20 protein-coding genes are annotated in these 22,659 nt (G+C 73.3%); 5 read left to right on the forward strand and 15 right to left on the reverse strand.

Annotated features, from left to right (window positions below):
- Positions 1-14 precede the first annotated feature (14 nt).
- Both gatA and gatC read right to left on the reverse strand, forming a co-directional pair.
- Positions 15-1,505, reverse strand: a complete 1,491-nt coding sequence (gene gatA / locus AC3YNX_RS14735) for an Asp-tRNA(Asn)/Glu-tRNA(Gln) amidotransferase subunit GatA (RefSeq protein ID WP_127782661.1) — start codon at positions 1,503-1,505, stop codon at positions 15-17.
- Positions 1,502-1,822 carry an Asp-tRNA(Asn)/Glu-tRNA(Gln) amidotransferase subunit GatC gene (gene gatC, locus AC3YNX_RS14740; RefSeq protein ID WP_127782660.1) on the reverse strand — a complete coding sequence of 107 codons (321 nt, stop codon included), beginning with the start codon at positions 1,820-1,822 and terminating at the stop codon, positions 1,502-1,504. Before gatC ends, gatA begins: the two co-directional genes overlap by 4 nt.
- A gap of 144 nt (positions 1,823-1,966) precedes the next feature.
- Between gatC and AC3YNX_RS14745 the strand changes: the two genes are divergently transcribed.
- Positions 1,967-2,617, forward strand: a complete 651-nt coding sequence (locus AC3YNX_RS14745) for an ACT domain-containing protein (protein WP_127782659.1) — start codon at positions 1,967-1,969, stop codon at positions 2,615-2,617.
- On the opposite strand, the gene ligA is transcribed toward AC3YNX_RS14745, so the two are convergent.
- The 6 genes from ligA to AC3YNX_RS14775 form a co-directional block, all read right to left on the reverse strand.
- The gene (gene ligA / locus AC3YNX_RS14750) at positions 2,614-4,770 is read right to left on the reverse strand and encodes an NAD-dependent DNA ligase LigA (protein WP_489995910.1); all 2,157 of its coding nucleotides are present in this window, start codon (positions 4,768-4,770) and stop codon (positions 2,614-2,616) included. The genes AC3YNX_RS14745 and ligA overlap by 4 nt on opposite strands.
- 53 nt (positions 4,771-4,823) lie before the next feature.
- Positions 4,824-5,882: a methionine synthase gene (locus tag AC3YNX_RS14755; protein ID WP_127782657.1), complete on the reverse strand. Its 1,059-nt coding sequence runs from the start codon at positions 5,880-5,882 to the stop codon at positions 4,824-4,826.
- A 9-nt stretch (positions 5,883-5,891) separates the two neighbouring features.
- Positions 5,892-7,019, reverse strand: a complete 1,128-nt coding sequence (gene mnmA, locus AC3YNX_RS14760) for a tRNA 2-thiouridine(34) synthase MnmA (protein WP_489995911.1) — start codon at positions 7,017-7,019, stop codon at positions 5,892-5,894.
- Positions 7,019-8,245, reverse strand: coding sequence for a cysteine desulfurase family protein (locus tag AC3YNX_RS14765; protein WP_489983411.1), 1,227 nt, complete (start codon positions 8,243-8,245; stop codon positions 7,019-7,021). Before AC3YNX_RS14765 ends, mnmA begins: the two co-directional genes overlap by 1 nt.
- Before the next feature lie 87 nt (positions 8,246-8,332).
- On the reverse strand, positions 8,333-9,292 hold the full coding sequence (locus AC3YNX_RS14770; RefSeq protein WP_489995912.1) for an electron transfer flavoprotein subunit alpha/FixB family protein: 960 nt from the start codon (positions 9,290-9,292) through the stop codon (positions 8,333-8,335).
- A 46-nt stretch (positions 9,293-9,338) separates the two neighbouring features.
- Positions 9,339-10,121: an electron transfer flavoprotein subunit beta/FixA family protein gene (locus AC3YNX_RS14775; RefSeq protein ID WP_127782653.1), complete on the reverse strand. Its 783-nt coding sequence runs from the start codon at positions 10,119-10,121 to the stop codon at positions 9,339-9,341.
- Positions 10,122-10,335: 214 nt separating this feature from the next.
- On the opposite strand from AC3YNX_RS14775, the gene AC3YNX_RS14780 reads away from it, so the two are divergent.
- The 3 genes from AC3YNX_RS14780 to AC3YNX_RS14790 are packed head-to-tail and all read left to right on the forward strand — an operon-like array spanning position 10,336 to position 13,867.
- Entirely contained in the window at positions 10,336-11,118 is a 783-nt protein-coding gene (locus AC3YNX_RS14780; RefSeq protein ID WP_489995960.1) for a class I SAM-dependent methyltransferase, read from the forward strand.
- The gene (locus AC3YNX_RS14785) at positions 11,115-12,641 is read left to right on the forward strand and encodes a 1,4-alpha-glucan branching protein domain-containing protein (protein ID WP_489995913.1); all 1,527 of its coding nucleotides are present in this window, start codon (positions 11,115-11,117) and stop codon (positions 12,639-12,641) included. The genes AC3YNX_RS14780 and AC3YNX_RS14785 overlap by 4 nt, the downstream gene beginning before the upstream one ends.
- Positions 12,638-13,867 (forward strand): glycosyltransferase family 4 protein, encoded by a 1,230-nt coding sequence (locus tag AC3YNX_RS14790; protein WP_489995914.1) that lies wholly within the window; start codon positions 12,638-12,640, stop codon positions 13,865-13,867. The genes AC3YNX_RS14785 and AC3YNX_RS14790 overlap by 4 nt, the downstream gene beginning before the upstream one ends.
- A gap of 6 nt (positions 13,868-13,873) precedes the next feature.
- On the opposite strand, the gene AC3YNX_RS14795 is transcribed toward AC3YNX_RS14790, so the two are convergent.
- The 7 genes from AC3YNX_RS14795 to AC3YNX_RS14825 form a co-directional block, all read right to left on the reverse strand.
- The gene (locus AC3YNX_RS14795; RefSeq protein WP_127782650.1) at positions 13,874-14,905 is read right to left on the reverse strand and encodes an NAD-dependent epimerase/dehydratase family protein; all 1,032 of its coding nucleotides are present in this window, start codon (positions 14,903-14,905) and stop codon (positions 13,874-13,876) included.
- A gap of 89 nt (positions 14,906-14,994) precedes the next feature.
- Positions 14,995-15,744 carry an acyltransferase gene (locus AC3YNX_RS14800; RefSeq protein WP_127782649.1) on the reverse strand — a complete coding sequence of 250 codons (750 nt, stop codon included), beginning with the start codon at positions 15,742-15,744 and terminating at the stop codon, positions 14,995-14,997.
- 55 nt (positions 15,745-15,799) lie between these two features.
- A complete protein-coding gene (locus AC3YNX_RS14805) occupies positions 15,800-16,111 on the reverse strand; it encodes a TfoX/Sxy family DNA transformation protein (protein WP_489983416.1) in 312 nt (103 codons plus the stop codon).
- Positions 16,112-16,287: 176 nt separating this feature from the next.
- The gene (locus AC3YNX_RS14810) at positions 16,288-17,472 is read right to left on the reverse strand and encodes a THUMP-like domain-containing protein (RefSeq protein WP_489995915.1); all 1,185 of its coding nucleotides are present in this window, start codon (positions 17,470-17,472) and stop codon (positions 16,288-16,290) included.
- Positions 17,472-18,473, reverse strand: coding sequence for a class I SAM-dependent methyltransferase (locus tag AC3YNX_RS14815; RefSeq protein ID WP_127782646.1), 1,002 nt, complete (start codon positions 18,471-18,473; stop codon positions 17,472-17,474). The genes AC3YNX_RS14810 and AC3YNX_RS14815 overlap by 1 nt, the downstream gene beginning before the upstream one ends.
- A 21-nt stretch (positions 18,474-18,494) precedes the next feature.
- The gene (locus AC3YNX_RS14820; RefSeq protein ID WP_127782645.1) at positions 18,495-19,274 is read right to left on the reverse strand and encodes an enoyl-CoA hydratase/isomerase family protein; all 780 of its coding nucleotides are present in this window, start codon (positions 19,272-19,274) and stop codon (positions 18,495-18,497) included.
- 45 nt (positions 19,275-19,319) lie between these two features.
- Entirely contained in the window at positions 19,320-20,132 is an 813-nt protein-coding gene (locus tag AC3YNX_RS14825; protein ID WP_127782644.1) for an ABC transporter ATP-binding protein, read from the reverse strand.
- A gap of 33 nt (positions 20,133-20,165) precedes the next feature.
- On the opposite strand from AC3YNX_RS14825, the gene glgX reads away from it, so the two are divergent.
- Positions 20,166-22,181 carry a glycogen debranching protein GlgX gene (gene glgX / locus AC3YNX_RS14830; RefSeq protein ID WP_489995916.1) on the forward strand — a complete coding sequence of 672 codons (2,016 nt, stop codon included), beginning with the start codon at positions 20,166-20,168 and terminating at the stop codon, positions 22,179-22,181.
- Positions 22,182-22,659 lie beyond the last annotated feature (478 nt).

Consider the following 22,659-nt stretch of genomic DNA (forward strand, 5'->3'; position numbering starts at 1 on the left):
CCCGGCCGCCGCGCTCACAGCTCCGGCGGAGCCTGCAGCGGTCCACGGGCGGCCTCGTAGGCCGCCCCCACCCGGTAGAGCCGGTCGTCGGCCAGCGCAGGCGCCATGATCTGCAGCCCCACCGGCATCCCGTCGTCGTCGGAGAGCCCCGACGGCAGCGACATGGCGGCGTCACCGGCCAGGTTGGTGGGGATGGTGCACAGGTCCATCAGGTACATGGCCAGCGGGTCGTCCACCCGCTCGCCCAGCCGGAAGGCCGTCTGCGGAGAGGTGGGCGAGACCAGCACGTCCGCCTTCTGGTAGGCCGCCTGGAAGTCGCGGATGATGAGCGTGCGCACCTTCTGGGCCTGGCCGTAGTAGGCGTCGTAGTAGCCCGCCGACAGCGCGTAGGTACCGATCATGATGCGGCGCTTGACCTCCGCGCCGAACCCGGCCTCGCGGGTCAGTGCCATGACCTCCTCGGCGCTGTGGCTGCCGTCGTCGCCCACCCGCAGGCCGTAGCGCATGGCGTCGAACCGGGCCAGGTTGGACGACACCTCGCTGGGCAGGATCAGGTAGTACGAGGCCAGCGCGTAGGCGAAGCTCGGGCAGGAGACCTCCACCACCTCGGCGCCGAGCGCCTCCAGCTGGGCCACCGCGGCGTGGAAGGAGGACAGCACCCCGGGGGCGTAGCTGTCGCCCTGCAGCTCGCGCACCACGCCGACGCGCACGCCGGTGAGGTCGCCGCTGGCGCCCTGCAGCGCTGCCTCGACCACGGCCGGGACCGGGGCGTCGATGGAGGTGGAGTCGCGCGGGTCGTGCCCGGCGATGACCTCGTGCAGCAGCGCGGTGTCCAGCACCGTGCGCCCGCACGGACCGCCCTGGTCCAGCGAGGACGCGCACGCCACCAGGCCGTAGCGGGACACGCCGCCGTAGGTGGGCTTGACGCCGACCGTGCCGGTGACCGAGGCGGGCAGCCGGATGGAGCCGCCGGTGTCGGTGCCCACGGCCAGCGGGGCCTCGTAGGCGGCCAGGGCGGCGGCGGAGCCACCACCGGAGCCACCCGGGACCCGGGTGAGGTCCCACGGGTTGTGCGTGGGGCCGTAGGCGGAGTTCTCGGTGGAGGAGCCCATCGCGAACTCGTCCATGTTGGTCTTGCCCAGCACGGGGATGCCGGCCGCGCGCAGGCGGGAGGTGACGGTGGCGTCGTAGGGCGGCCACCAGCCCTCGAGCATCTCCGACCCGCAGGTGGTGGGCATGTCGGTGGTGGTGAAGTTGTCCTTCAGCGCCAGCGGCACCCCGGCCAGCGGGGAGGCCGGCTGCTCACCGGCGGCCAGGGAGGCGTCCACGGCTCCGGCTGCGGCCAGCGCCGCCATGCCGTCGATGTGGAGGAAGGCGCGGACCCGCTCGTCCACCTCGCCGATGCGGTCCAGGTGGGCGCGGGTGACCTCGGTGGAGGAGACCTCGCGGGAGTGGATCTTCTGCGCCAGCTCGCTCGCGGAGAGGCGGGTCAGCTCGGCGCTCACTGCTCGTCCGCCAGGATCTGGGGCACGCGGAAGCGGCCCAGCTCGGCGGCCGGCGCCTTGGCCAGCGCCTCGTCCTGGGTCAGCCCGGGGGTGACCACGTCGGGGCGGAACGCGTTGGTGACCGGCAGCGCCTGCGAGGTCGGCGGGACGTCCTCCGCGGCGACCTCGGAGACGGTGGCTACGTGGTGCAGGATCGAGTCCAGCTGACCAGCGAAGTGGTCCAGCTCGTCCTCGGTGACGGCGAGCCGGGCCAATCGCGCGAGGTGGGCGACCTCCTCGCGGGTGATGACGGGCGCCGTCGTGTTCTCGGCATTCATGCGGTGGGGATCTCCCCTATCGAGGCGGCATCGGGTGCCCGCCAAGACTAGCCGGTGCCACCAGCGTGCCCTGCCCCCGCGTGAGTGTAGGAAGATGTTGCCTGCCCGAGCGGTTCGCCGAGTGTCCCCGGCAAGGAGACGACATTGTCCTTCCTCATGCGCGTGCAGGTCCCGGACCAGCCTGGGGCCCTGGGTCTGCTGGCCTCCGCGCTGGGACGTGCCGACGTCGACATCCTCTCGGTGGACGTGGTGGAGCGCGACGCCAGCTACGCCGTGGACGACCTGGTGGTGGAGATTCCCCGCGGGTCCTTCCCCGACGGCCTCATCACCGCCGCCGAGGGCATCGAGGGCGTGCAGGTCATCTCGGTGCGACCGTTCGTGGGGGTGCTGGACACCCACCGCGAGCTCGAGCTGATCGACGTGGTGGCCGGCACCATCGGCGACCGCCTGCAGACGTTGGTGGACGGGCTGCCCCGGGTGCTCAGCGTGGGCTGGGCGATGATCGTGGGCATGGGCAAGGACGGCCCCTACCGGGTGGTGGGCTCCCCCGCCGCGCCGGAGTCCCACTCCGCGGCCGCGCCCTGGCTGCCGCTGCGGGCGCCGGCCGCCCTGGACGAGAACGCCGACTGGGTGCCGGAGAGCTGGCGGCAGGTGAACACCACCGTCGCCGCGGCACCCCTGGGCGAGGAGAACCGCGCGGTGCTCATCGGCCGGCCCGGTGGCCCGGAGTTCCGCCCGTCCGAGGTGGCGCGGCTGGGTCACATGGCGGGCATCGTCGCCACCGTGCTGGGCTAGTCGGCAGGCTTGTCCCCGGCGGGCGCCTCTCCAGCCGGCACCTCCCCGGCGGGCGCCTCTCCAGCCGGCACCGCGAGCTTGGTGGCCTCCTCGGGCCCCTGATCCAGCAGCACCTCGAAGCCGGCCTCGTCCAGCACCGGCACGCCGAGGGTGACGGCCTTGTCGTACTTGGACCCGGGGGCGTCCCCGACCACCACGAAGGCGGTCTTCTTGGACACGCTGCCCGCGGCCTTGCCGCCGCGCTCCAGGATGGCCTCCCTGGCCTCGTCCCGGGACAGCCGGGCGAGCGACCCGGTGACCACGATGGACAGTCCCTCCAGGAACCGCGGCACGCCGGCGTCACGCTCGTCCACCATGCGCACCCCGGCCTCACGCCACTTGCGCACCACCTCGCGGTGCCAGTCCACCTCGAACCAGCGGACCACGGCCGCAGCGATGGTGGGGCCCACGCCCTCCACCGCGGCAAGCTCGGCCTCGCTGGCCTGCTCGATGCGCTCGAGGCTGGCGAACTCCCCGGCCAGCGCCCGAGCCGCGGTGGGCCCCACGTGGCGGATGGACAGTCCCACCAGGACGCGCCACAGCGGACGGTCCTTGGCGGCGTCCAGGTTGTCCAGCAGCCGGCGGCCGTTGGCCGACAGGTTCCCCGCCTTGGTGCGGAACAGCTCGGTGCGCAGCAGGTCGTCCTCGGTGAGGGTGAACACGTCGCCCTCGTCCTGGATGACCCCGGCACGGAGCAGCTCGGTGGCCGCCTCGTAGCCCAGCACCTCGATGTCGAAGGCGCCGCGGCCGGCCACGTGGAACACCCGCTCCCGCAGCTGGGCGGGGCACGAGCGCGCGTTGGGGCAGCGCAGGTCGGCGTCGCCCTCCTTGGCCGGGGCCAGCTCGGTGCCACACTCCGGACAGTGGGTGGGCATGACGAAGGGACGCTCGTTGCCGGTGCGCACGTCCACCACCGGACCGAGAACCTCGGGGATGACGTCGCCGGCCTTGCGGATGGTGACGGTGTCGCCGATGAGCACGCCCTTGCGCACCACCTCGCTGGCGTTGTGCAGGGTGGCCAGCGCCACCGTGGACCCGGCCACCAGCACCGGCTCCATGAACGCGAACGGGGTGACCCGGCCGGTGCGGCCCACGTTCACCCGGATGTCCACCAGCTTGGTGGTCGCCTCCTCGGGCGGGTACTTGTAGGCGATGGCCCAGCGGGGGGCGCGCGAGGTGGCACCCAGGCGCCGCTGCAGCGCCACGTCGTCCACCTTGACCACCAGACCGTCGATCTCGTGCTCCACGTCGTGGCGGTGCTCGCCCCAGTAGGCGACCCGGGCTGCGGCCTCGTCGATGCCGTGCACCCGCACGGTGTGCGCGGACACCGGCAGGCCCCAGGCGGCCAGCGCCTCGTAGGCCTGCGACAGCGCCACCGGCTCGAAGCCCACCCGCCGGCCCAGGCCGTGGCAGATCATCCCGAGCCGTCGCCGCGCGGTGACCGCGGGGTTCTTCTGCCGCAACGATCCCGCCGCGGAGTTGCGGGGGTTGGCGAAGGGCGCCTTGCCCTCGGCCACCAGCGACGCGTTGAGCGCCTCGAAGTCGCTGAGCCGGAAGAACACCTCGCCGCGCACCTCCAGCAGCTCCGGCACCGGGAACTCCGCGGTCGGCGTGAGGACCTCGGGGATGTCCTCGATGGTGCGCGCGTTGAGGGTGACGTCCTCGCCGGTGCGGCCGTCGCCGCGGGTGGCTCCGCGCACCAGCTTGCCGTTCTCGTACACCAGGTTCAGTGCGACCCCGTCGATCTTGAGCTCGCAGACGTAGTCCACCTCCTGCCCCACGTCGGCCACCACCCGGTCGGCCCAGGCGTGCAGCTCCTCGGAGTCGAAGGCGTTGTCCAGGCTGAGCATCCGCTCCAGGTGGTCCACGGCACTGAACTCGGTGGCGAAGCCGCCGCCCACCAGCTGGGTGGGCGAGTCGGGCGTGCGCAGCTCGGGGTGGGCCTCCTCGAGGGCCACCAGCTCGTTAAACAGCCGGTCGAAATCGCGGTCGCTGACGATCGGCGCGTCCCGCACGTAGTACCGGAACTGGTGCCCGCGCACCTCCTCGGCGAGCGCGGTCCAGCGCTCGCGCGCCTGGGGGTCGCCGGAGGTCTCTGGCAGCTCGCTCGTCACTCCCAAAGATTAGCCAGTGACCCTGACAGTCCCGGCCCCCGACCGGGCCTCGCTCACATGCCCCAGGACTCCGGGGGGTCGGTGAAGGCACGGCCCAGCTCCACGCACTGGGCCAGCAGCCGCCGGGCGTCCGCGGGCGTGCTGCCGGCCAGGCCGCAGCCGGGGGTCACCAGCACCTCGGTGGACAGCACCGACCGGGGAAAGCCGAGGCGGTCCATCAGCCGCAGGGCCGGCTCGGCCAGCTGGTGCAGCGTGGTGGCCGACGCCCCGCCGGAGGCCGGCACGGACACCGGCACGGGCACCACCCCCAGCACAAGCATCGCCCCGTCCTCCAGGGTCTCGCCGATCTCGTCCAGGTCGGTGACTCCCACCAGTCCCAGGTCCACCCCCACGGCGGTGGCCCCGGCCCGGCGGATCAGGGTGAGCGGGACGGCGGCGGCGCAGCAGTGCACCATGGTCCGGCCCGGCGCCTGCTCCAGCACGGTGCGCAGCCCGGCCTCCACCTCCGGTGCGGGCACCGCCGGGATGGTGGTCAGCCCCGAGACGGTGGGCAGGGCGCCCGCCAGCACCCCGGGCAGGCCGGGCTCGTCCACCTGCAGCACCACCGGGATGCCGGTGCGTCGCTGCACCTCGGCCACGTGCTGGGCGACCCCCTCGGCCAGCGACGCGGTGACCTCGGCGACGGCGCCACGGTCGGTGAGCAGGCGGTGGCCGCTGCGCAGCTCTACCTGGGCCGCCATCGTCCAGGGGCCCGCCACCTGCACCTTCAGCGCCGGCGGCGTGGCGCCGGCGCGCTCCAGCGCCTCCTCCAGCACGTCCAGGTCGCGGCGGAGCAGGTCGACGGCACGGCGGTGGTCGCGGCCGGGACGGGAGGCCACCCGGTATCCGGAGGGGGCGACCTCCACGGCCAGGTCGACCAGCAGGGCGGCGGTGCGCCCCACCATGTCCGCTCCGACGCCTCGGGCAGGCAGCTCCACCAGGTGCGGGAGCGCGGCCAGCTCACCGAGCACGATGCGCGCGGCCTCGTCGGCGTCGGCGCCGGGCCAGGAGCCCACGCCGGTGGCAGTCCCGCCCGGCAGACCGCGGAGGAAGGGCTTCGCTGCGTCGGTCACCAGCACTGTCTACCAGTCGCGCGGGCCCGTGGGGGCCGACGGTGCGGCGTGGTCGACCGGGTGGCGCGAGCCGCTGATGGTGGCGCTGCCCAGGACGACGTCACCGTCGGGGTCGGGCCGGTAGAAGACCGCGGCCTGACCTGCGGCAACCCCGCGCAGCGGCTGGTGCAGGGTGACCTCCACCCCCTCGGCGGTGACCGTGACGGTGGCCGGGGCCAGGCCCCCGTGCGCCCGCACCTGCACCACGCACTCCAGCGGGCTGTCCGGGGCGTGCCCGTGGGTCCACACGGGGCGGGTCCCACGGAGGTGGTGCACGTCCAGGTGCGCCGCGGAGCCCACGGTCACGGTGCCCGCCTCGGCGTCGATGGCGGTGACGTAGCGGGGGCGCCCGTCCGGGGCGGGAGCGTCCAGGCCCAGGCCCTTGCGCTGGCCGATGGTGAACCCGTGCACGCCCTCGTGCGACCCGAGCACGCTGCCGGAGTCGGCGTCCACCACCGCGCCCGGACGCACCCCGATCCGGGTGCCGAGGAAGGCACGGGTGTCCCCCGAGGGGATGAAGCAGATGTCGTGGCTGTCCGGCTTCTCCGCCACGGCCAGCCCGCGCCGGGCAGCCTCGGCGCGGATCTCCGGCTTGGGGGTGTCCCCCACCGGGAACACCGCGCGGCCCAGCTGGTCGGCGGTGAGCACCGCCAGCACGTAGGACTGGTCCTTGTCGGCGTCCACGGCCCGGCGCAGCACGCCGTCGGACAGCCGCGCGTAGTGCCCGGTGGCCACGGCGTCGAAGCCCAGGGCCACGGCCCGCTCGGCCAGGGCGGAGAACTTGATCTTCTCGTTGCACCGCAGGCAGGGGTTGGGCGTCTCCCCCGCCGCGTAGGCGGCCACAAAGTCGTCCACCACGTCCTCGGCGAACTGGGCGGCGAAGTCCCACACGTAGAACGGGATGCCCAGCACGTCGGCGGCGCGGCGGGCGTCGCCGGCGTCCTCCTTGGAGCAGCAGCCCCGCGATCCGGTGCGCAGCGTGCCCGGCGAGGCCGACAGGGCCAGGTGCACGCCCACCACGTCGTGGCCCGCCGCCACCATGCGGGCAGCGGCGACCGCGGAGTCCACGCCGCCGCTCATCGCGGCCAGCACCCGCATCAGCCCCGCACCGCCGTCCGGGCCGCCCCCGCGCTGGTCAGCCCCGCCATCCGGGCCCGCTCCACCACCGGGACGATGGCGTCCAGGAAGGTGTGCACGTCCGCCTCGGTGGAGGTGTGCCCCAGCGACAGCCGCAGCGAGCTGCGCGCGGCGTGCGGGTCCACCCCCATGGCGATGAGCACGTGGCTGGGTTGCGCCACCCCGGAGGTGCAGGCCGAGCCGGTGGAGCACTCGATGCCGCGGGCGTCGAGCAGCATCAGCAGGGAGTCGCCCGCACAGCCGGGGAAGGTCAGGTGGGCGTTGCCGGGCAGCCTGCCCTGCGGGGACGGGTCTCCGTTGAGCACCGCGTCGTCCACCACGTCGAGCACGCCGCGCACCAGCTGGTCGCGCAGCGTGGCCATCCGCGCGGCCCGCTCGGGCAGGGTGCGGGTGGCGACCTCGGCGGCGGTGGCCAGACCGAGCACGCCGACCACGTCCGGGCTGCCCGAGCGCACGTCGCGCTCGTGGCCGCCACCGTGCAGCAGGGGCACGCAGCCCACGTCGCGGCCGAGCAGCAGCGCCCCGGTCCCGAAGGGTCCGCCGAGCTTGTGGCCGGTGATGGTGAGCGCGTCGGCGCCGCTGGCGCGGAAGTCCACCGGCAGCTGGCCGACCGCCTGCACGGCGTCGGTGTGCAGCGGCACCCCGTGGGCGTGCGCGATCTCGGCCAGGGCTGCGACGTCGGTGATGGTGCCGACCTCGTTGTTCGCCCACATCACGCTGACCAGGGCGGTGTCGTCGGCGTGCGCGGCCAGCGCGGCCCGCAGCGTCTCCGGCTGCACCCGCCCGTGCGCGTCCACCGGCAACCAGGTGAGCACCGCGCCCTCGTGCTCCACCAGCCACTGGGCGGCGTCGATCACCGCGTGGTGCTCGGCTGCCCCCACCAGCAGGCGGCGCCGCCGCGGGTCGGCGGCGGTGCGCGACCAGTAGATCCCCTTGATCGCCAGGTTGTCGCTCTCGGTACCGCCGCCGGTGAAGATCACCTCGGTGGGCCGGGCGCCCAGCACCTGGGCCAGCAGCTCGCGGGACTCCTCCACGCGGCGGCGAGCGGCACGGCCGGAGCCGTGCAGGGACGCGGCGTTGCCCGCGGTGCCCATCGCCTCGGTCACCACGGCCACCGCCTCCGGAAGCATGGGAGTGGTGGCGGCGTGGTCCAGGTAGACGGTTGCCGAGGCTGGGGTGCTAGTCATGACCGGACCAGGGTACGCGGCTGAGAACGCCACGAAGCCCCCACCCGCAGCGCGGGCAGGGGCCTCGTGGGCATGGTGCTGACCGGGTCAGCCCTTGCGGTTGTTCACCTCGTCGGTGAGCTGCGGCGCGACCTTGAACAGGTCGCCCACGACGCCGAAGTCGGCGATCTCGAAGATCGGCGCCTCCTCGTCCTTGTTCACCGCGACGATGGTCTTGGACGTCTGCATCCCGGCCCGGTGCTGGATGGCACCGGAGATGCCCAGGGCCAGGTAGAGCTGCGGGGAGACCGTCTTGCCGGTCTGGCCCACCTGGAACTGGCCCGGGTAGTAGCCGGAGTCCACCGCGGCGCGCGAGGCGCCGACAGCAGCCTTGAGGGAGTCGGCCAGCGCCTCCACCACGGTGAAGTTGTCCGCACTGCCCACGCCACGTCCACCGGAGACCACGACGCTGGCCTCGGTGAGCTCGGGACGGTCGCCACTGACGACCGGCTCGCGGCTGGTGATCTTGGTGGCCGTCGCGGCGTCGGGAGCCGGCACCTCGACGGTCTCCTGCGTGCCGGCACCGGCCTGCGGCGCGGCGTCGATGGCGCCGGGCCGGACGGTGATGACCGGCACGCTGGTGTTGGCCTTGGCCGTCACCGTGAACGCGCCACCGAAGATGGAGTGCTTGACGGAGCCGTCGGCATCCACCGCGACGACGTCGGTGAGCAGGCCGGAGCCCAGGCGCAGGGCCAGCCGTCCGGCGACCTCCTTGCCGATGACGCTCGCGGCGGCCACGACGGCGGCCGGGCTGGTCTGCTCGACGAGCTTGGCCAGCACGTCCACCTGGGGGGTGACCAGGTAGCCGTCGACGGCGTCGGACTCGCCGACGTAGATCTTCTCCGCACCGGCCGCGGCCAGCGCGTCCGCCATGCCTGCCGCGGTGCCGGCGGCGCCGAGCACCACCGCCGAGGGCTCACCCAGCGCGCGCGCCGCGGTGATGAGCTCGGATGAAACCTTCTTCAACTCGCCGTCAGCGTGCTCGACGAGTACCAGGACCTCTGCCATTTTCTGGTTCTCCTACCTTCTCGTCCGGTTGGTCTCGAGCACGCCGTCAGATGATCTTCTGCGCCACGAGGTACTGCGCGATCTTGCTGCCGCCGTCGCCCTCGTCGGAGACGCGCTCGCCACCGCCACGGGGCGGCTTGGGCACCGACTCGGAGACCGAGCTCATCGCGTTGGCCAGGCCGACCTCGCTGGGGTCGATGCCGGCGTCGGCCAGCGTCAGCGTGGTGACCGGCTTCTTCTTGGCGGCCATGATCCCCTTGAAGGAGGGGTAGCGCGGCTCGTTGATCTTCTCGGTCACGCTGACCACGGCGGGCAGCGAGGCCTCGAGCTGGAAGACACCCTCGTCGGTCTCCCGCTCGGCGGTGATGGTGCCGCCGTTGATGGCCAGCTTGCGCACCTGGGTGAGCTGGGGGCGGCCGAGGAGCTCGGCCAGCATCGCCGGGAGGGCGCCGGAGCGACCGTCGGTCGACTCGTTGCCCGCGATGACCAGGTCAACCTCGCCCAGCGTGCCGATGACCTTGGCCAGCGCCTTGGCGGTCTGGATGGCGCAGGAGCCGTGCAGGGCCTCGTCGGAGAGGTGCACCGCCTTGTCGGCGCCCATGGACAGCGCCTTGCGGATGGCGTCGGTCGCGCGGTCGGGACCCATGGTCACCACGGTGACCTCGCCCTCGCCGGCCTCCTTGAGCAGCAGTGCCTCCTCGACAGCGCGCTCGTTGATCTCGTCGAGCACCGCGTCGGCCGAAGCACGGTCGAGGGTGAAGTCACTCTCGGACAGCTTGCGGTCCGACCACGTGTCGGGAACCTGCTTGATCAGCACAACGATGTTCATGGGTCTTCTTCGACCTCCTGCGAGTGGTGGTGATCCTGACCTTCGGTAGAGCAGGATGGCACGGCGTAGCTCTGCCCATATGTTACTGGCGGGTAATAACTGTGCAACTCAATGCTAAGCGATCCCCGCCACACTCCCGCGTGCCGGACCGCCGCTGCGGCACAGGTACTACTCTGCGCCGGTGACCGACTCCGCTCCCGCCACCCAGGACAGCGTGGACCAGAACGGTGCTGGCCAGGGCCCCGTCCCGGCTGTCGTCGATGCCCTCCCCATCACCGGTGAGCGCACCGTCCCCGGCATCGCCGAGGAGAACTACTGGTTCCGCCGCCACGAGGTGGCCTACCTCGACCTGGCCCGGCACTGCGCCGGCCGCACCGTGCTGGAGGCCGGCTGCGGGGAGGGCTACGGCGCCGACCTGTTGTCCCGCAGCGCTGCCCGCGTGGTGGCGCTGGACTACGACGCGCACACCGCCGCCCACGTCGGCCGGCGCTACCCCGGCCTGGACGTGCTGCGCGGCAACCTGGCGGCGCTGCCGCTGCGCACCGCGTCGGTGGAGGTGGTGGTGAACCTGCAGGTCATCGAGCACCTGTGGGACCAGGCGGAGTTCCTGCGCGAGTGCGCCCGGGTGCTGGCCCCCGGTGGCGTGCTGCTCATCAGCACCCCCAACCGCATCACCTTCTCCCCCGGCCGGGACACCCCGCTGAACCCCTTCCACACCCGCGAGCTCAACGCCGACGAGCTGGCCGAGCTGCTGGTCGAGGCCGGCTTCACCGTGCAGTCCATGCGTGGGCTGCACCACGGCCCGCGGCTGCGGGCACTGGACGCCGCCCACGGCGGGTCCTTCATCGACGCCCAGCTGGACCGCTCGCTGGCCGGCGAGGCCTGGCCGGAGCAGCTGGTGGCCGACGTGGCCTCCATCAGCACCGACGACTTCGAGATCGTGGAGCCCGACGTGGACGCGAGCCTGGACCTGGTCGCGGTCGCGGTCCGCCGGTGAGCACCGAGCCCGTCGGCACCTTCTGCCTGGTGCTGCACTCCCACCTGCCGTGGCTGGCCCACCACGGCCGCTGGCCGGTGGGCGAGGAGTGGCTCTACCAGTCCTGGGCCGGCTCGTACCAGCCGCTGTTCGCCATGCTGCGCCGCCTCGCCGACGAGGGCCGCACCCGCCAGCTCACCCTGGGCGTCACCCCGGTGCTGGCCGCGCAGCTCGACGACGCGCACAGCCTGCGCGGCATGCACGACTGGCTGGGCGACTGGCAGCTGCGAGCGCACTCCGCGGCCGGGCGCCGGGGCGAGGACGCGCTGCAGCGCCTGGCCACCCACGAGCACCGCGCCGCCGAGGCCGCGCTGGGTGACTTCGAGACGCACTGGCGCCACGGCGGCTCCCCGCAGGTGCGCTCGGTGGTGGACTCCGGCGTGGTGGAGCTGCTCGGCGGGCCGCTGACCCACCCCTTCCAGCCGCTGATGGACCCCCGGCTGCGTGACTTCGCGCTGCGCTCGGGCCTGGCCGACGCCACCGCCCGCACCGGGCGCACCCCGGCCGGCATCTGGGCCCCGGAGTGCGCCTACGCCCCCGGCATGGAGACCGGCTACGCCGCCGCCGGTGTGCGCCACTTCCTGGTGGACGGACCCGCCCTGCACGGCGCGACCAGCACCGCCCGGACCGTGGGCGACAGCGACGTGGTCTGCTTCGGCCGCGACCTCGAGGTCAGCTACAAGGTGTGGTCGCCGCGCTCGGGCTACCCCGGCCACGCCGCCTACCGCGACTTCCACACCTACGACCACCCCAGCGGGCTCAAGCCGGCCCGGGTCACCGGGCGTGGCGTCGCCCCGGAGGCCAAGGCGCCCTACGACCCCGCCCGGGCCGCGGCGGCGGTGCAGCAGCACGCCGCGGAGTTCGTGGAGGTGGTGCGCTCCCGGCTCGCCTCGCTGGCCGAGCGCGACGGACGCCCTGGCCTGGTGGTGACCGCCTACGACACCGAGCTGTTCGGGCACTGGTGGCACGAGGGGCCCGCCTGGGTGGAGGCCGTGCTGCGGCTGCTGCCCGAGGCCGGCGTCCGGGTGACCACCCTGGAGGGTGCGGTGGAGGCCGGCTGCGTGGGCGCACCGGTGGACCTGCCCGCGTCGTCGTGGGGCTCGGGCAAGGACTGGCGGGTGTGGGCCAGCGACGAGGTCAGCGACTTCGTCCGGCTCAACGCCGACGTCACCCGCACCGCGCTGTCCACGGTGGACGACCTGGTCAAGGAGCAGGGCCGCAACCCGGTCGCCGACCAGATCCTCCGGGAGGCGCTGCTGGCGCTGTCCAGCGACTGGGCCTTCATGGTCACCAAGGACTCCGCCCCCGACTACGCCCGCACCCGAGCCCAGACCCACGCCCACGCGGTGCACGAGATCGCCGGTGCGGTGCGCGCGGGAGGTCCTGCGCTGGCGCTGGCCGAGCAGTGGCGCCGTGCCGACGGACCCTTCGCCGCGCTGGACGCCCGCCGGCTCGCCACCCCCGGGAGCACGGCCTCGGCATGAGGATCCTCCTGGTGTCCTGGGAGTACCCGCCGGTGGTGGTGGGCGGGCTCGGCCGGCACGTGCACTCCCTCGCCTGCCACCTCGCCGCAGCCGGGCACGACGTGGTGGTGCTGGCCCGACGGCCCACCGGCACCGACGCCGGCACCCACCCGACCACGGACGCGGTGGTGGAGGGGGTGCGCGTCGTCGCGGTGGCCGAGGACCCGCTGGACCTGGTGTTCACCGAGGACCTGATGGCGTGGACGCTGGGGCTCAACCACGCCCTGGTGCGCGCCGGGCTGGCCCTGCAGCGCTCCGGCTGGCAGCCCGAGGTGGTGCACGGCCACGACTGGCTGGTCGCGCACGCCGCGGTGGCCCTGGCTGAGCACCTGCAGGTGCCGCTGGTGGCCACCCTGCACGCCACCGAGGCCGGCCGGCACAGCGGCTGGCTGCCTGACCGGATGAACCGCCAGGTGCACTCCGCGGAGTGGTGGCTGGCCAACAGCGCCGACTCGCTCGTCACCTGCTCGGCCGCCATGCGGGCCGAGGTCACCGAGCTGTTCCGCCCCGAGGCGCCGGTGACGGTGCTGCACAACGGCATCGACCTGGACCACTGGCCGAGCCCGCCCCAGGTCGCCCGGACCGGACCGCCGCAGCTGCTGTTCCTGGGCCGCCTGGAGTGGGAGAAGGGCGTGCAGGACGCCATCGCCGCACTGGCCCGCGTGCGGCGCACGCACCCCGGCACCCGGCTGGTGGTGGCCGGCGAGGGCTCGCAGCTGGAGTGGCTGCGCGCGGAGGCCCGCCGGCACCGGGTGCTGCGCGCGGTGACCTTCGCCGGGCACCTGAGCACGACGCAGCTGCTGCAGCGGCTGGCGCGGGCGGACGCGGTGGTGCTGCCCAGCCGCTACGAGCCGTTCGGCATCGTGGCGCTGGAGGCCGCCGCCGCCGGGGCGCCCCTGGTGGCCTCCTCGGCCGGCGGGCTGGGCGAGGCGGTGCAGCACGGCGTGACCGGGCTGTCGTTCGCACCGGGTGACGTGGCCGGGCTGACCACCGCGGTGCGCTCCGTGCTGGACGACCCCGGCGCGGCGCGGGAGCGCGCCCAGCGGGCCCGCGCGCGCCTGGACACCGACTTCTGCTGGACCAGCATCGCCGCGGCCACCGTGGACGTCTATCGCGCGGCCCACCGACGCCCACGGACACCGCTGGCCCGCCCGGTGATCCCGCCGAACCCCCTGCCCGGCCGCTGACGCCGGCTACAGGGTGCTGCCGCGGTCCTTGCTGCGCGGCACCAGCGCGGGGCTGAGGGTGCCGCGACGCTGGGCCAGGGCCGTGACGAACTCGCGCACCACGTCGTCGGCGGCGTGCTGCGGGGTCCACCCCAGCTCAGTGCGGGCGCGGGTGGTGTCCATGATGGGCGCACCGGCCGCGAGGTTCACCCAGCCGGGCTCCACCGGCTGCAGCCGCGTCTGCCAGCTGAGCTTGCCGGCCGCCCGGGCGGCGCCGATCGGCAGGGGCGGACCCACGCCGCCGAAGGCCGCGGCCCAGGTGCTGCGGTCCAGCGCGGGCTCGGCGGCCAGGTTGAACGCGCCCTCGGCCCGCTGGTGCAGCATGCGCACCAGGGCGTCGGCGACGTCGTCGGCGTGAACGAACTGCAGGTTCACCCCGGGCGGGAACGGCACCAGGCGCAGCAGCGCCGGGCGCAGCAGCCGGGTGGGCACCAGCGGACCCATGAAGTAGCGGGCGATCTCCGAGGCAGCGTCGGGCTGCAGGATCAGCCCGGGTCGCACCCGGGTGACCGTCGTCCCTGGCGCGTCGAGCTCGTCGAGCATCGCCTCGGTGGCGGCCTTGTCCACGCTGTAGGAGGAGGTGGGCACACCGGTGTGCGGCCAGCTCTCGGTGACCACCTGGCCCTGCTCGGCCGGGGCGTAGACCCCGATGGAGGACTGGTAGACCAGGTGCGGCACGCCCTGGGCGACCGCGGCGTCGATCACCCGGCGGGTGCCGCCCTGGTTGGTGCGGTGCAGCAGCGGCTGGTTGTAGGACGGCTGGATCAGCCAGGCCAGGTGCACCACCGCGTCCGCGCCGGCGAAGGCCCGCTCCAGCACCTCCCCGGAGAACGGGTACGACAGGTCCGTGCCCACCCACTCCACGCCACGGTAGGGGTCCACGTCCGGTGGTGGGCGGCGGCAGATGCCCACCACCTCGTGCTCGGCCGAGTCAGCTGACAGCGCCCGCAGGAGGGCGGTGCCCACGTTGCCCGACGCTCCGGTGACCACTACCCGCATGGCAGGAGCATCCGCATGTTGTTCATCAGCCGAGTCGACCACACCGCACCCCCTGCCGCACGGCGAGCGCGGCACACCGAGCCCGTGGCTCAGCCGCCGAGGCCGAGCGCCTTCTTGCGCTCGATGTCGGCCAGCGCGGCCTCCAGCTGGGCCCGCTCCGCGGCGGTGGCCTCCCAGTCGTCGTAGCGGTTGCGCACCACCCGCGCCGGGGCACCCACCGCGATGCTGCCGTCGGGCACGTCGCCCTTGACCACCGCGTGGGCGCCGAGGACGCAGCCGCGGCCCACCCGCGTGCCGCGCAGCACGGTCACCTTGGTGGCGATCCAGCAGTCGGGTCCGATCCGGACCGGAGTCTTGACGATCCCCTGGTCCTTGATCGGCGTGTTGACGTCGGCGTAGATGTGGTCGAAGTCGCAGATGTAGACCCAGTCGGCCACCAGGGTGGAGGCACCGATCTCGATGTCCAGGTAGGTGTTGACCACGTTGTTGGCCCCGAAGACGGCCTTGTCGCCGATGCGCAGCGACCCCTCGTGGCAGCGGATGGCGTTGCCGTCACCGATGTGGACCCAGCGGCCGATCTCCATGCGAGCCAGACCGGGAGTGGCGTGCAGCTCCACGTTGCGGCCGAGGAACACCATTCCCCGGAGCACCACGTGCGGGTTGGCCATCTTGAAGCGCAGCAGCCGCCAGTAGCGCACCAGGTACCAGGACGTGTAGGCCTTGTTGCGCAGCACCCACCGCAGCGAGGCGAGAGTGAGGAAGCGGGCCTGCTCGGACTCGCCGCTGCCGCGACCGGCCCGCCAGCGGGCACGCAGCGGCGCACCCCACATGCTCGTCATGGGCAGGGAGCCTACTGGCGGGGCCGACCATCTCGGCACTGCCCCACCGGGCAGGTCAGGCGCCGCGCGGGGGGCAGCGCTGCGCCCAGAGCCTGCTCAGGTGCTCGGCCACGTCCTCGCCCAGCTGCTCGTGCGGGACACCCTGGATGGCACCCTCGAGGGCCACCAGGGCGTAGGTGCAGTCGATCAGGCCCTCGGCCTCCAGCCGGGCACAGACCTCGACCGCACCGGCCTCGCGCAGCGACTCCAGGTCGGGCACCCCCACCCAGCGCAGGTCGTTGGCCAGGGCGGGACTGATGTTCTCGGCCTCCTCCAGCGGGGTGCCGGAACCGGTGCGGCGCGGGTCGCGCAAAACCTTGCCGATCATGCCGTGCTCCCCCTTGCTGAGCGGGTGAAGGCAGTGCGGGTGGTGCAGCAGGTACTGCGTCCACTCTCGCCCGAGCTGCGCTGCGAAGTGGACCAATGCGTCGTCCCGGCCCATTTAACACGGTTCGGCGGGGCGCCGAAATGGGAAAGATCACCCCGCTGACCACTTCCCCCGGCTCAGCTGGTGCGGTGCGCGGTGCAGACGTAGGCCCGGTGCGCGTCGCCGATGCGGGCCAGCACCACGCTCAGCGCGGGCCCGCCCGAGCGTCCCGCGAGCTTGAGCCGCGGGCGGAGCACGGCGGGATCGACGTCGAGGCCGCGCACCAGGATCTCCACCGAGGACGCACCGCGGCGCCGCAGCGCCTGGCGCAGCGCCTTCTCCGAGTAGGCCAGCTCCTCCAGCACCCGGAACGCGCGCACCCCGGGGGGCGGGACGTCGCCGGTGAGGTAGGCGATGTGCGGGTCGAGCTGGCCCAGGCCGTGTCGGGCGCCGTAGTGGCGCACCAGCCCGGCCCGGACGACCGCACCGTCGGGCTCGACGATCCACTCCCCCACCGGGCGCACGTCGGTGTCGTCCGGCTCGGCGTCGGTGATCGTCCACGCGGCGTCGCGGCTGCTGAGCACGGTGGCCCTGCGGTGCACGGGTCCCTGGTGGCCGGGGCTGCTCAGGCCGGCTGAGTACAGGCAGGCCTCGCGCACGCCGCCGTCCAGGGAGACCAGCTCCACCTCGCCCGCCCAGTCCAGCAGGTCCACGTCCAGCCCGGGTGCGCACTTCACCGCCAGGTCGCGGCCACGGTAGACCTCCAGCAGCGCCGGCAGCGGCGGCTGCAGCGCCGCGGGGTCGTGCCGGCGGCCCCGGGTGTCCCGACGCCCCGGGTCGGCGAGCACCACGGTGTCCCGGCTGACCGGGGCCAGCGCGTCGGCGCGGGCCAGCGCCACCCCGGGGACGTTGTGCGCCGCCATCGCCAGCCGCACGGGGTCCAGGTCGGAGCCGAGCACCCGGCCGGCCACGCCGGTCAGCTCGGCCAGCTCGGCACCCACCGAGCAGGTGACGTCGTGCACGTCCCGGCCGGCCAGGCGCTGGGCGCGGTGCCGCGCCACCAGGGTGGGGGTGGCCTGCTGCAACGCGTCGTCGGTGAACAGCCAGTGCTGCGCCTCGGTCAGCTTCGCCACCGCCCGGCGGCGCAGCAGCAGCGTCTCCAGCACTGCCGGAGCGTGGTCGCCGGCCACCGCGCGCACCGCGGCCACGTCGGCCAGCCGGGACGCGGTGGTCAGCGGCAGGTCCGCACAGCGAGCCAGGACGTCCGAGCCCTCCGCGGACCGCAGGAAGCGGACGTCGGAGAGGTCGAACGCGTAGCCCACTAGTGGCTGTCGGCAGCGGCCGGCTTCACGCCGGTGACCATCGCGTTGTAGAAGAACTGGCGAGGCACCACCCGGTTGAGCACCTTCTCGTCCAGCGCCGCCATCCGCTGCCAGCTCTTGAACGCGAAGAAGTTCCACCGCACGCCCAGCTTGCCGGCGGGCACCGCGGCCTCGAGGGTGCGCATCGGCCAGCCCAGCAGCGCAGCGGCGAGCTCCTCGGTCTCCACGTGCACGTCCACGGCACCGGCGCGCAGCGCCATCCGCTCCAGCTCGCTGGGGTCGAAGGTGTGCAGGTCCACCACGGCCTCCAGCGCCGCCGCGCGGGAGGACTCGTCCAGCTCGCCCTGCGGCTTGCGCCAGGACGTCAGCCCCGGCAGCTTGGTCACTCGGGTGGCGGTCTCCCAGGTGAGCCGACCCAGCAGCCGCGCGTAGCGGTTGCCGATGGTGGTGGGCTCCCCGGCGAACACCAGCCGCCCGCCGGGCTTGAGCACCCGCAGGCACTCCCGCAGCGACTGCTCCACGTCCGGGATGTGGTGCAGCACCGCGTGCCCGACGACGAGGTCGAAGGTGTTGTCCTCGTACGGGATCGTCTCGGCGTCGGCGACCCGGCCGTCGACGTCCAGGCCCAGGTGCTCGGCGTTGCGCAGCGCCACCTTGACCATGCCCGGGGACAGGTCGGTGACCGAGCCCTTCGTGGCCAGCCCGGTCATCATCAGGTTGAGCAGGAAGAAGCCGGTGCCGCTGCCCAGCTCCAGCGCCCGCTCGTAGGGCACCTCGCGAGCAGCGACGTCCTTGGTGACCACCGCGTCGAAGCGGCCCCGCGCGTAGTCGTTGCAGCGCTGGTCGTAGGAGATCGACCACTTCTCGTCGTAGGTGCCTGCCTCCCAGTCGTGGTACAGGACCTGGGCGAGCTTGGTGTCGGAGTAGGCAGCCTGCACCTGCTCGGCGGTGGCGTGCGGGTTGGGCGCCGGGTCGACGTTGTCGCGGGTGCTCGCAGTCATGCGGGACACCCTAAGTGGTCCCTACTTGCCGGTAAACTTCGCCTTGCCAGGACCGTTCTCGACGAACGACGTCATGCCGATCTTCTGGTCCTCGGTGGCGAAGCCCGCGGCGAACAGGTGCGCCTCCAGCTTGAGGCCGCTGTCCAGGTCCATGTCCAGCCCGCTGTCGATGGCCGCCTTCGCAGCGGCCAGCGCACGGGCGGCGGCCTGGGTGAACTGGCCGGCCCAGGCCTTCGCGGCGGTGTAGACGTCGTCCGGGGCCACCACCTCGTCGATCATCCCGATGGCGAGCGCCTCCTCCGCGCCGACGAAGCGTCCGGTGAAGATGATGTCCTTGGCCTTGCTGGGGCCCACCAGGCGCGCCAGGCGCTGGGTGCCGCCGGCGCCGGGGATGATCCCCAGCAGCAGCTCGGGCTGGCCCACCTTCGCGTTGTCGCCGGCGATCCGCCGGTCGCAGCACAGTGCCAGCTCCATGCCGCCGCCCAGGGCGTAGCCGGTGATGGCGGCCACGGTGGGCTTGCTGATCTGCGCCACGGCCCGGAACGACTGGGTGAGCGAGCCACCGTCGGCGGCCATCTCGGCGTAGCTCTTGCTCGCCATCTCCTTGATGTCCGCGCCGGCGGCAAACACCTTCTCGCCGCCGTAGACGATCACCGCGCGCACGTCCTCGCGCTGGTCGGCCTCCTCGGCCGCCGCGCGCAGCTCCCGGTGCAGCGTCTCGTTCACCGCGTTCATCGGCGGGCGGTTCAGCCTGATGGTGCCGATGCCGTCCTGGACCTCGAGTGACACGAATTCAGCCATGGGCGGCACGCTACCGTCCCGGTGCGCCACCGCGGCAACCCTGTGTCAGGCCCGGCGGGCGAAGTACCGGCCGTCGATCTCGTCCAGCTTGATGGAGGCGCCGAAGGTCTCGCTGAGCGCCTCGCCGGTGATGACGTCCTCCACCAGGCCGGACGCGACCTCGCGGCCCTCGCGCAGCAGCAGGGCGTGGGTGAACCCCGGGGGGATCTCCTCCACGTGGTGGGTCACCAGCACCATGGCCGGCGCGTCGGGGTCCATCGCCAGCTCGGACAGCCGGTGCACGAGGTCCTCCCGACCACCCAGGTCCAGGCCTGCGGCCGGCTCGTCGAGCAGCAGCAGCTCCGGGTCGGTCATCAGCGCCCGGGCGATGAGCACCCGCTTGCGCTCCCCCTCGGACAGGGTGCCGAAGGCGCGGGTGGCCAGGTGGTCGGCGCCGAGCTCGGCCAGCAGCTCGTCGGCCCGATCGGTGTCCATCGCGTCGTAGGCCTCGCGCCAGCGCCCCAGCACGGCGTAGCCGGCGGAGACCACCAGGTCGCGCACCTGCTCCTCGCCGGGCACCCGGTTGGCCAGCGCTGCCGAGCACAGGCCGATGCGCGGGCGCAGCTCGAAGACGTCGGTGCGCCCCAGCACCTCGCCCAGCACGTGCGCGGAGCCGGCGGTGGGGTGCTCCTCGGCGGAGGCCAGCCGCAGCAGGGAGGTCTTGCCCGCCCCGTTGGGCCCCAGCACCACCCAGCGCTCGTCCAGCTCGACCTGCCAGGACAGCGGTCCGAGCAGCGTCGTGGACCCTCGGCGCAGGGTCACCTCGTCGAGGTCGACGAGCAGGTCGGGATCCGGTTCGCGTTGCACCACGCCGACCATCTTCCCGCACGGCCTCCAGTGGCAGAGGGCAGGATGCCCTCCGTGTCGCCTGAAACCCCTCCGCGCCCCGGGGCACCGTTCCCGCTGGGCGCTCACCTGACCGCCACCGGCGCCCGCTTCGCCATCACCTCCTCGGCGGCCGAGCGGGTGGAGCTGTGCCTGCTCGACGACGACGGCGGGCAGCGCTGGGTGGAGCTGGTCGAGCGCACCTTCGACGTGTGGCACGGCCTGGTGGAGGGCGTGCGCGAGGGCCAGCGGTACGGCTACCGGGTGCACGGCCCTGGCCTGCCCCCGGCCACGCCACCGGCGCTGCTGCTGGACCCCTACGCCCGCCGGGTCGCCGACGGGCTGGGGGTGGTGACCGCGGCCGGCGGTCCTCCCACCGGCACCGCCCCGCAGGTCCCGTGGGAGGAGACGGTGATCTACGAGCTGCACGTGGGCAGCTTCACCTCCACCCACCCGGACGTGCCGGAGCAGCTGCGCGGCACCTTCGCCGGCGTGGGCCACCCCGCGGCGGTGGCGCACCTGGTGTCCCTGGGCGTGACCGCGGTGGAGCTGCTGCCGGTGCACGCCATCCGCACCGAGGACGGGGTGGCGGCGCGGGGGATGCGCAACCACTGGGGGTACTCCACGCTCGGCTTCTTCGCCCCACACCCCGGCTACGCGGCCACCCCGGGCGCGGAGGTCGCCGAGTTCCGCGCCATGGTCGCCGCGCTGCACGAGGCCGGCATCGAGGTGCTGCTGGACGTGGTCTACAACCACACCTGCGAGGGCGGGGCGGACGGCCCGGTGCTGAGCATGCGGGGCCTGGACCCGCGGGCCTACTACCTGCACTCCCCCGACGGCAGGCTGCTCGACCTCACCGGCTGCGGCAACACCCTCGACCCCGCCTCGCCCACGGTGGTCCGCCTGGTCACCGACTCGCTGCGCTACTGGGCGCAGGAGATGGGGGTGGACGGCTTTCGCTTCGACCTGGCCAGCGCGCTGGGCCGCCCCCGCGGCGCCGAGTTCGACCCCCGGGCCCCGCTGCTGACCGCCATCGCCACCGACCCGGTGCTGAGCACCCGCAAGCTGATCGCCGAGCCGTGGGACGCCACCGGCCCCGGGTACCAGGTGGGCGGGTTCGGCGTGCAGTGGTCGGAGTGGAACGACCGCTACCGCGACACCGTCCGCGACTTCTGGTGCGGCAAGGCCACCCGGGGGGAGCTGGCCTACCGGCTGTCGGGCTCGTCCGACCTCTACGCCCGGGGCGGCCGCCGACCGTGGTCGAGCATCAACTTCGTCACTGCCCACGACGGCTTCACCCTGCACGACCTGGTGTCCTACGAGCGCAAGCACAACGAGGCCAACGGCGAGGACAACCGGGACGGCACCGACGACAACCACTCCTGCAACCACGGGGTGGAGGGCGCCACCGACGACCCCGCGGTGCTCACCTCCCGGGCGCACCACGTCCGGGCCCTGGCCGCGACGCTGATGCTCTCCACCGGCACCCCGATGCTGCTGGCCGGCGACGAGCTGGGCAACACCCAGGGCGGCAACAACAACGCCTACTGCGCACCCACCAGCACGGCAGCGCCGTGGACGCTGGACTGGGTTGCGGCCGACCCCGACCTGCTGGAGTTCTACCGCCGGCTGGGGCGGCTGCGCCGGTCCGCCCCCGCACTGCGCCAGCCGGAGTTCTTCGAGGGCCGCGACACCCCGTCCGGGCAGCCCGACCTGGTGTGGTTCGGCGCCGAGGGCACCGAGATCACCGACGCCCAGTGGCAGGACCACACCCAGCGCACCGTGCAGATGTGGGTGGACGGCGGCGACGTGCGCTCCCACGACCGCCACGGCGACCTGCTCGCCGACCACAGCTGGCTGCTGGTGCTGCACAGCGGTGCACCGGCCCAGGTGAGGCTGGCGCCGGTGGGAGAGCTGGAGGTGGTGCTGGACTCCGGCTCCCCCACCGGCCTGCCCAGCGGGCCGCGGTTCCTGGCCGGCGGCACCACCGTGACGGTGCCCGAGCACACCCTGTGGGCGCTGCGGGTGGTCAGGGAGCGCTGACCACCGCGGCGGGGCCGGCTCAGGCCAGCGAGGCCGACTCGGGCACACAGATGCCGCTGCTCCGTTGGGCTGATCTCCCTGTCTCGGTACCAGCGCCCTATCGCCAAGTTGCCGGCATTGAGCGCCAATGCAGATCCGGGAGGCCTTGTATTGCCCGCTTGGGCCCTTTTGCCGAGCAATAGGACGCTATACAAATGACTACCTGGCGGCCTAGAGTGGTTTCGACACAGAGAAACGCCACAAGAACGAAAGCAGGAGCCGTCCATTGTCCGGACTGAACCCGACCCCTCGCCGTTCCAGTGCTCGCGTCAACGTATCACCTGGGGTACGGAACCATAAGACGTCGCCCGTCTCCCAGCAAGCAGGGAACTCGTTCAAATATCTGTACGAGCGGCTTGGCGAAAAAAAGTTCCAGCAACTGTGCGGCGCTCTCCTATTGAACAGACATCCGGGGGTTCGATTATACCCCGTGGGAATG

This window comes from Rhodococcus sp. Z13_19A, assembly GCF_058133575.1.

Bases quoted from the DNA above. Each gene is read 5' to 3' on its own strand.
- gatC (WP_127782660.1), bottom strand. From the start codon at position 1,822: ATGAATGCCGAGAACACGACGGCGCCCGTCATCACCCGCGAGGAGGTC.
- mnmA (WP_489995911.1), bottom strand. From the start codon at position 7,019: ATGCGGGTGCTGGCCGCGATGAGCGGCGGCGTGGACTCCGCGGTCGCC.
- AC3YNX_RS14765 (WP_489983411.1), bottom strand. From the start codon at position 8,245: ATGACTAGCACCCCAGCCTCGGCAACCGTCTACCTGGACCACGCCGCC.
- AC3YNX_RS14770 (WP_489995912.1), bottom strand. From the start codon at position 9,292: ATGGCAGAGGTCCTGGTACTCGTCGAGCACGCTGACGGCGAGTTGAAG.
- AC3YNX_RS14775 (WP_127782653.1), bottom strand. From the start codon at position 10,121: ATGAACATCGTTGTGCTGATCAAGCAGGTTCCCGACACGTGGTCGGAC.
- AC3YNX_RS14790 (WP_489995914.1), top strand. From the start codon at position 12,638: ATGAGGATCCTCCTGGTGTCCTGGGAGTACCCGCCGGTGGTGGTGGGC.
- AC3YNX_RS14795 (WP_127782650.1), bottom strand. From the start codon at position 14,905: ATGCGGGTAGTGGTCACCGGAGCGTCGGGCAACGTGGGCACCGCCCTC.
- AC3YNX_RS14800 (WP_127782649.1), bottom strand. From the start codon at position 15,744: ATGACGAGCATGTGGGGTGCGCCGCTGCGTGCCCGCTGGCGGGCCGGT.
- AC3YNX_RS14805 (WP_489983416.1), bottom strand. From the start codon at position 16,111: ATGATCGGCAAGGTTTTGCGCGACCCGCGCCGCACCGGTTCCGGCACC.
- AC3YNX_RS14815 (WP_127782646.1), bottom strand. From the start codon at position 18,473: ATGACTGCGAGCACCCGCGACAACGTCGACCCGGCGCCCAACCCGCAC.
- AC3YNX_RS14820 (WP_127782645.1), bottom strand. From the start codon at position 19,274: ATGGCTGAATTCGTGTCACTCGAGGTCCAGGACGGCATCGGCACCATC.
- AC3YNX_RS14825 (WP_127782644.1), bottom strand. From the start codon at position 20,132: ATGGTCGGCGTGGTGCAACGCGAACCGGATCCCGACCTGCTCGTCGAC.
- glgX (WP_489995916.1), top strand. From the start codon at position 20,166: ATGCCCTCCGTGTCGCCTGAAACCCCTCCGCGCCCCGGGGCACCGTTC.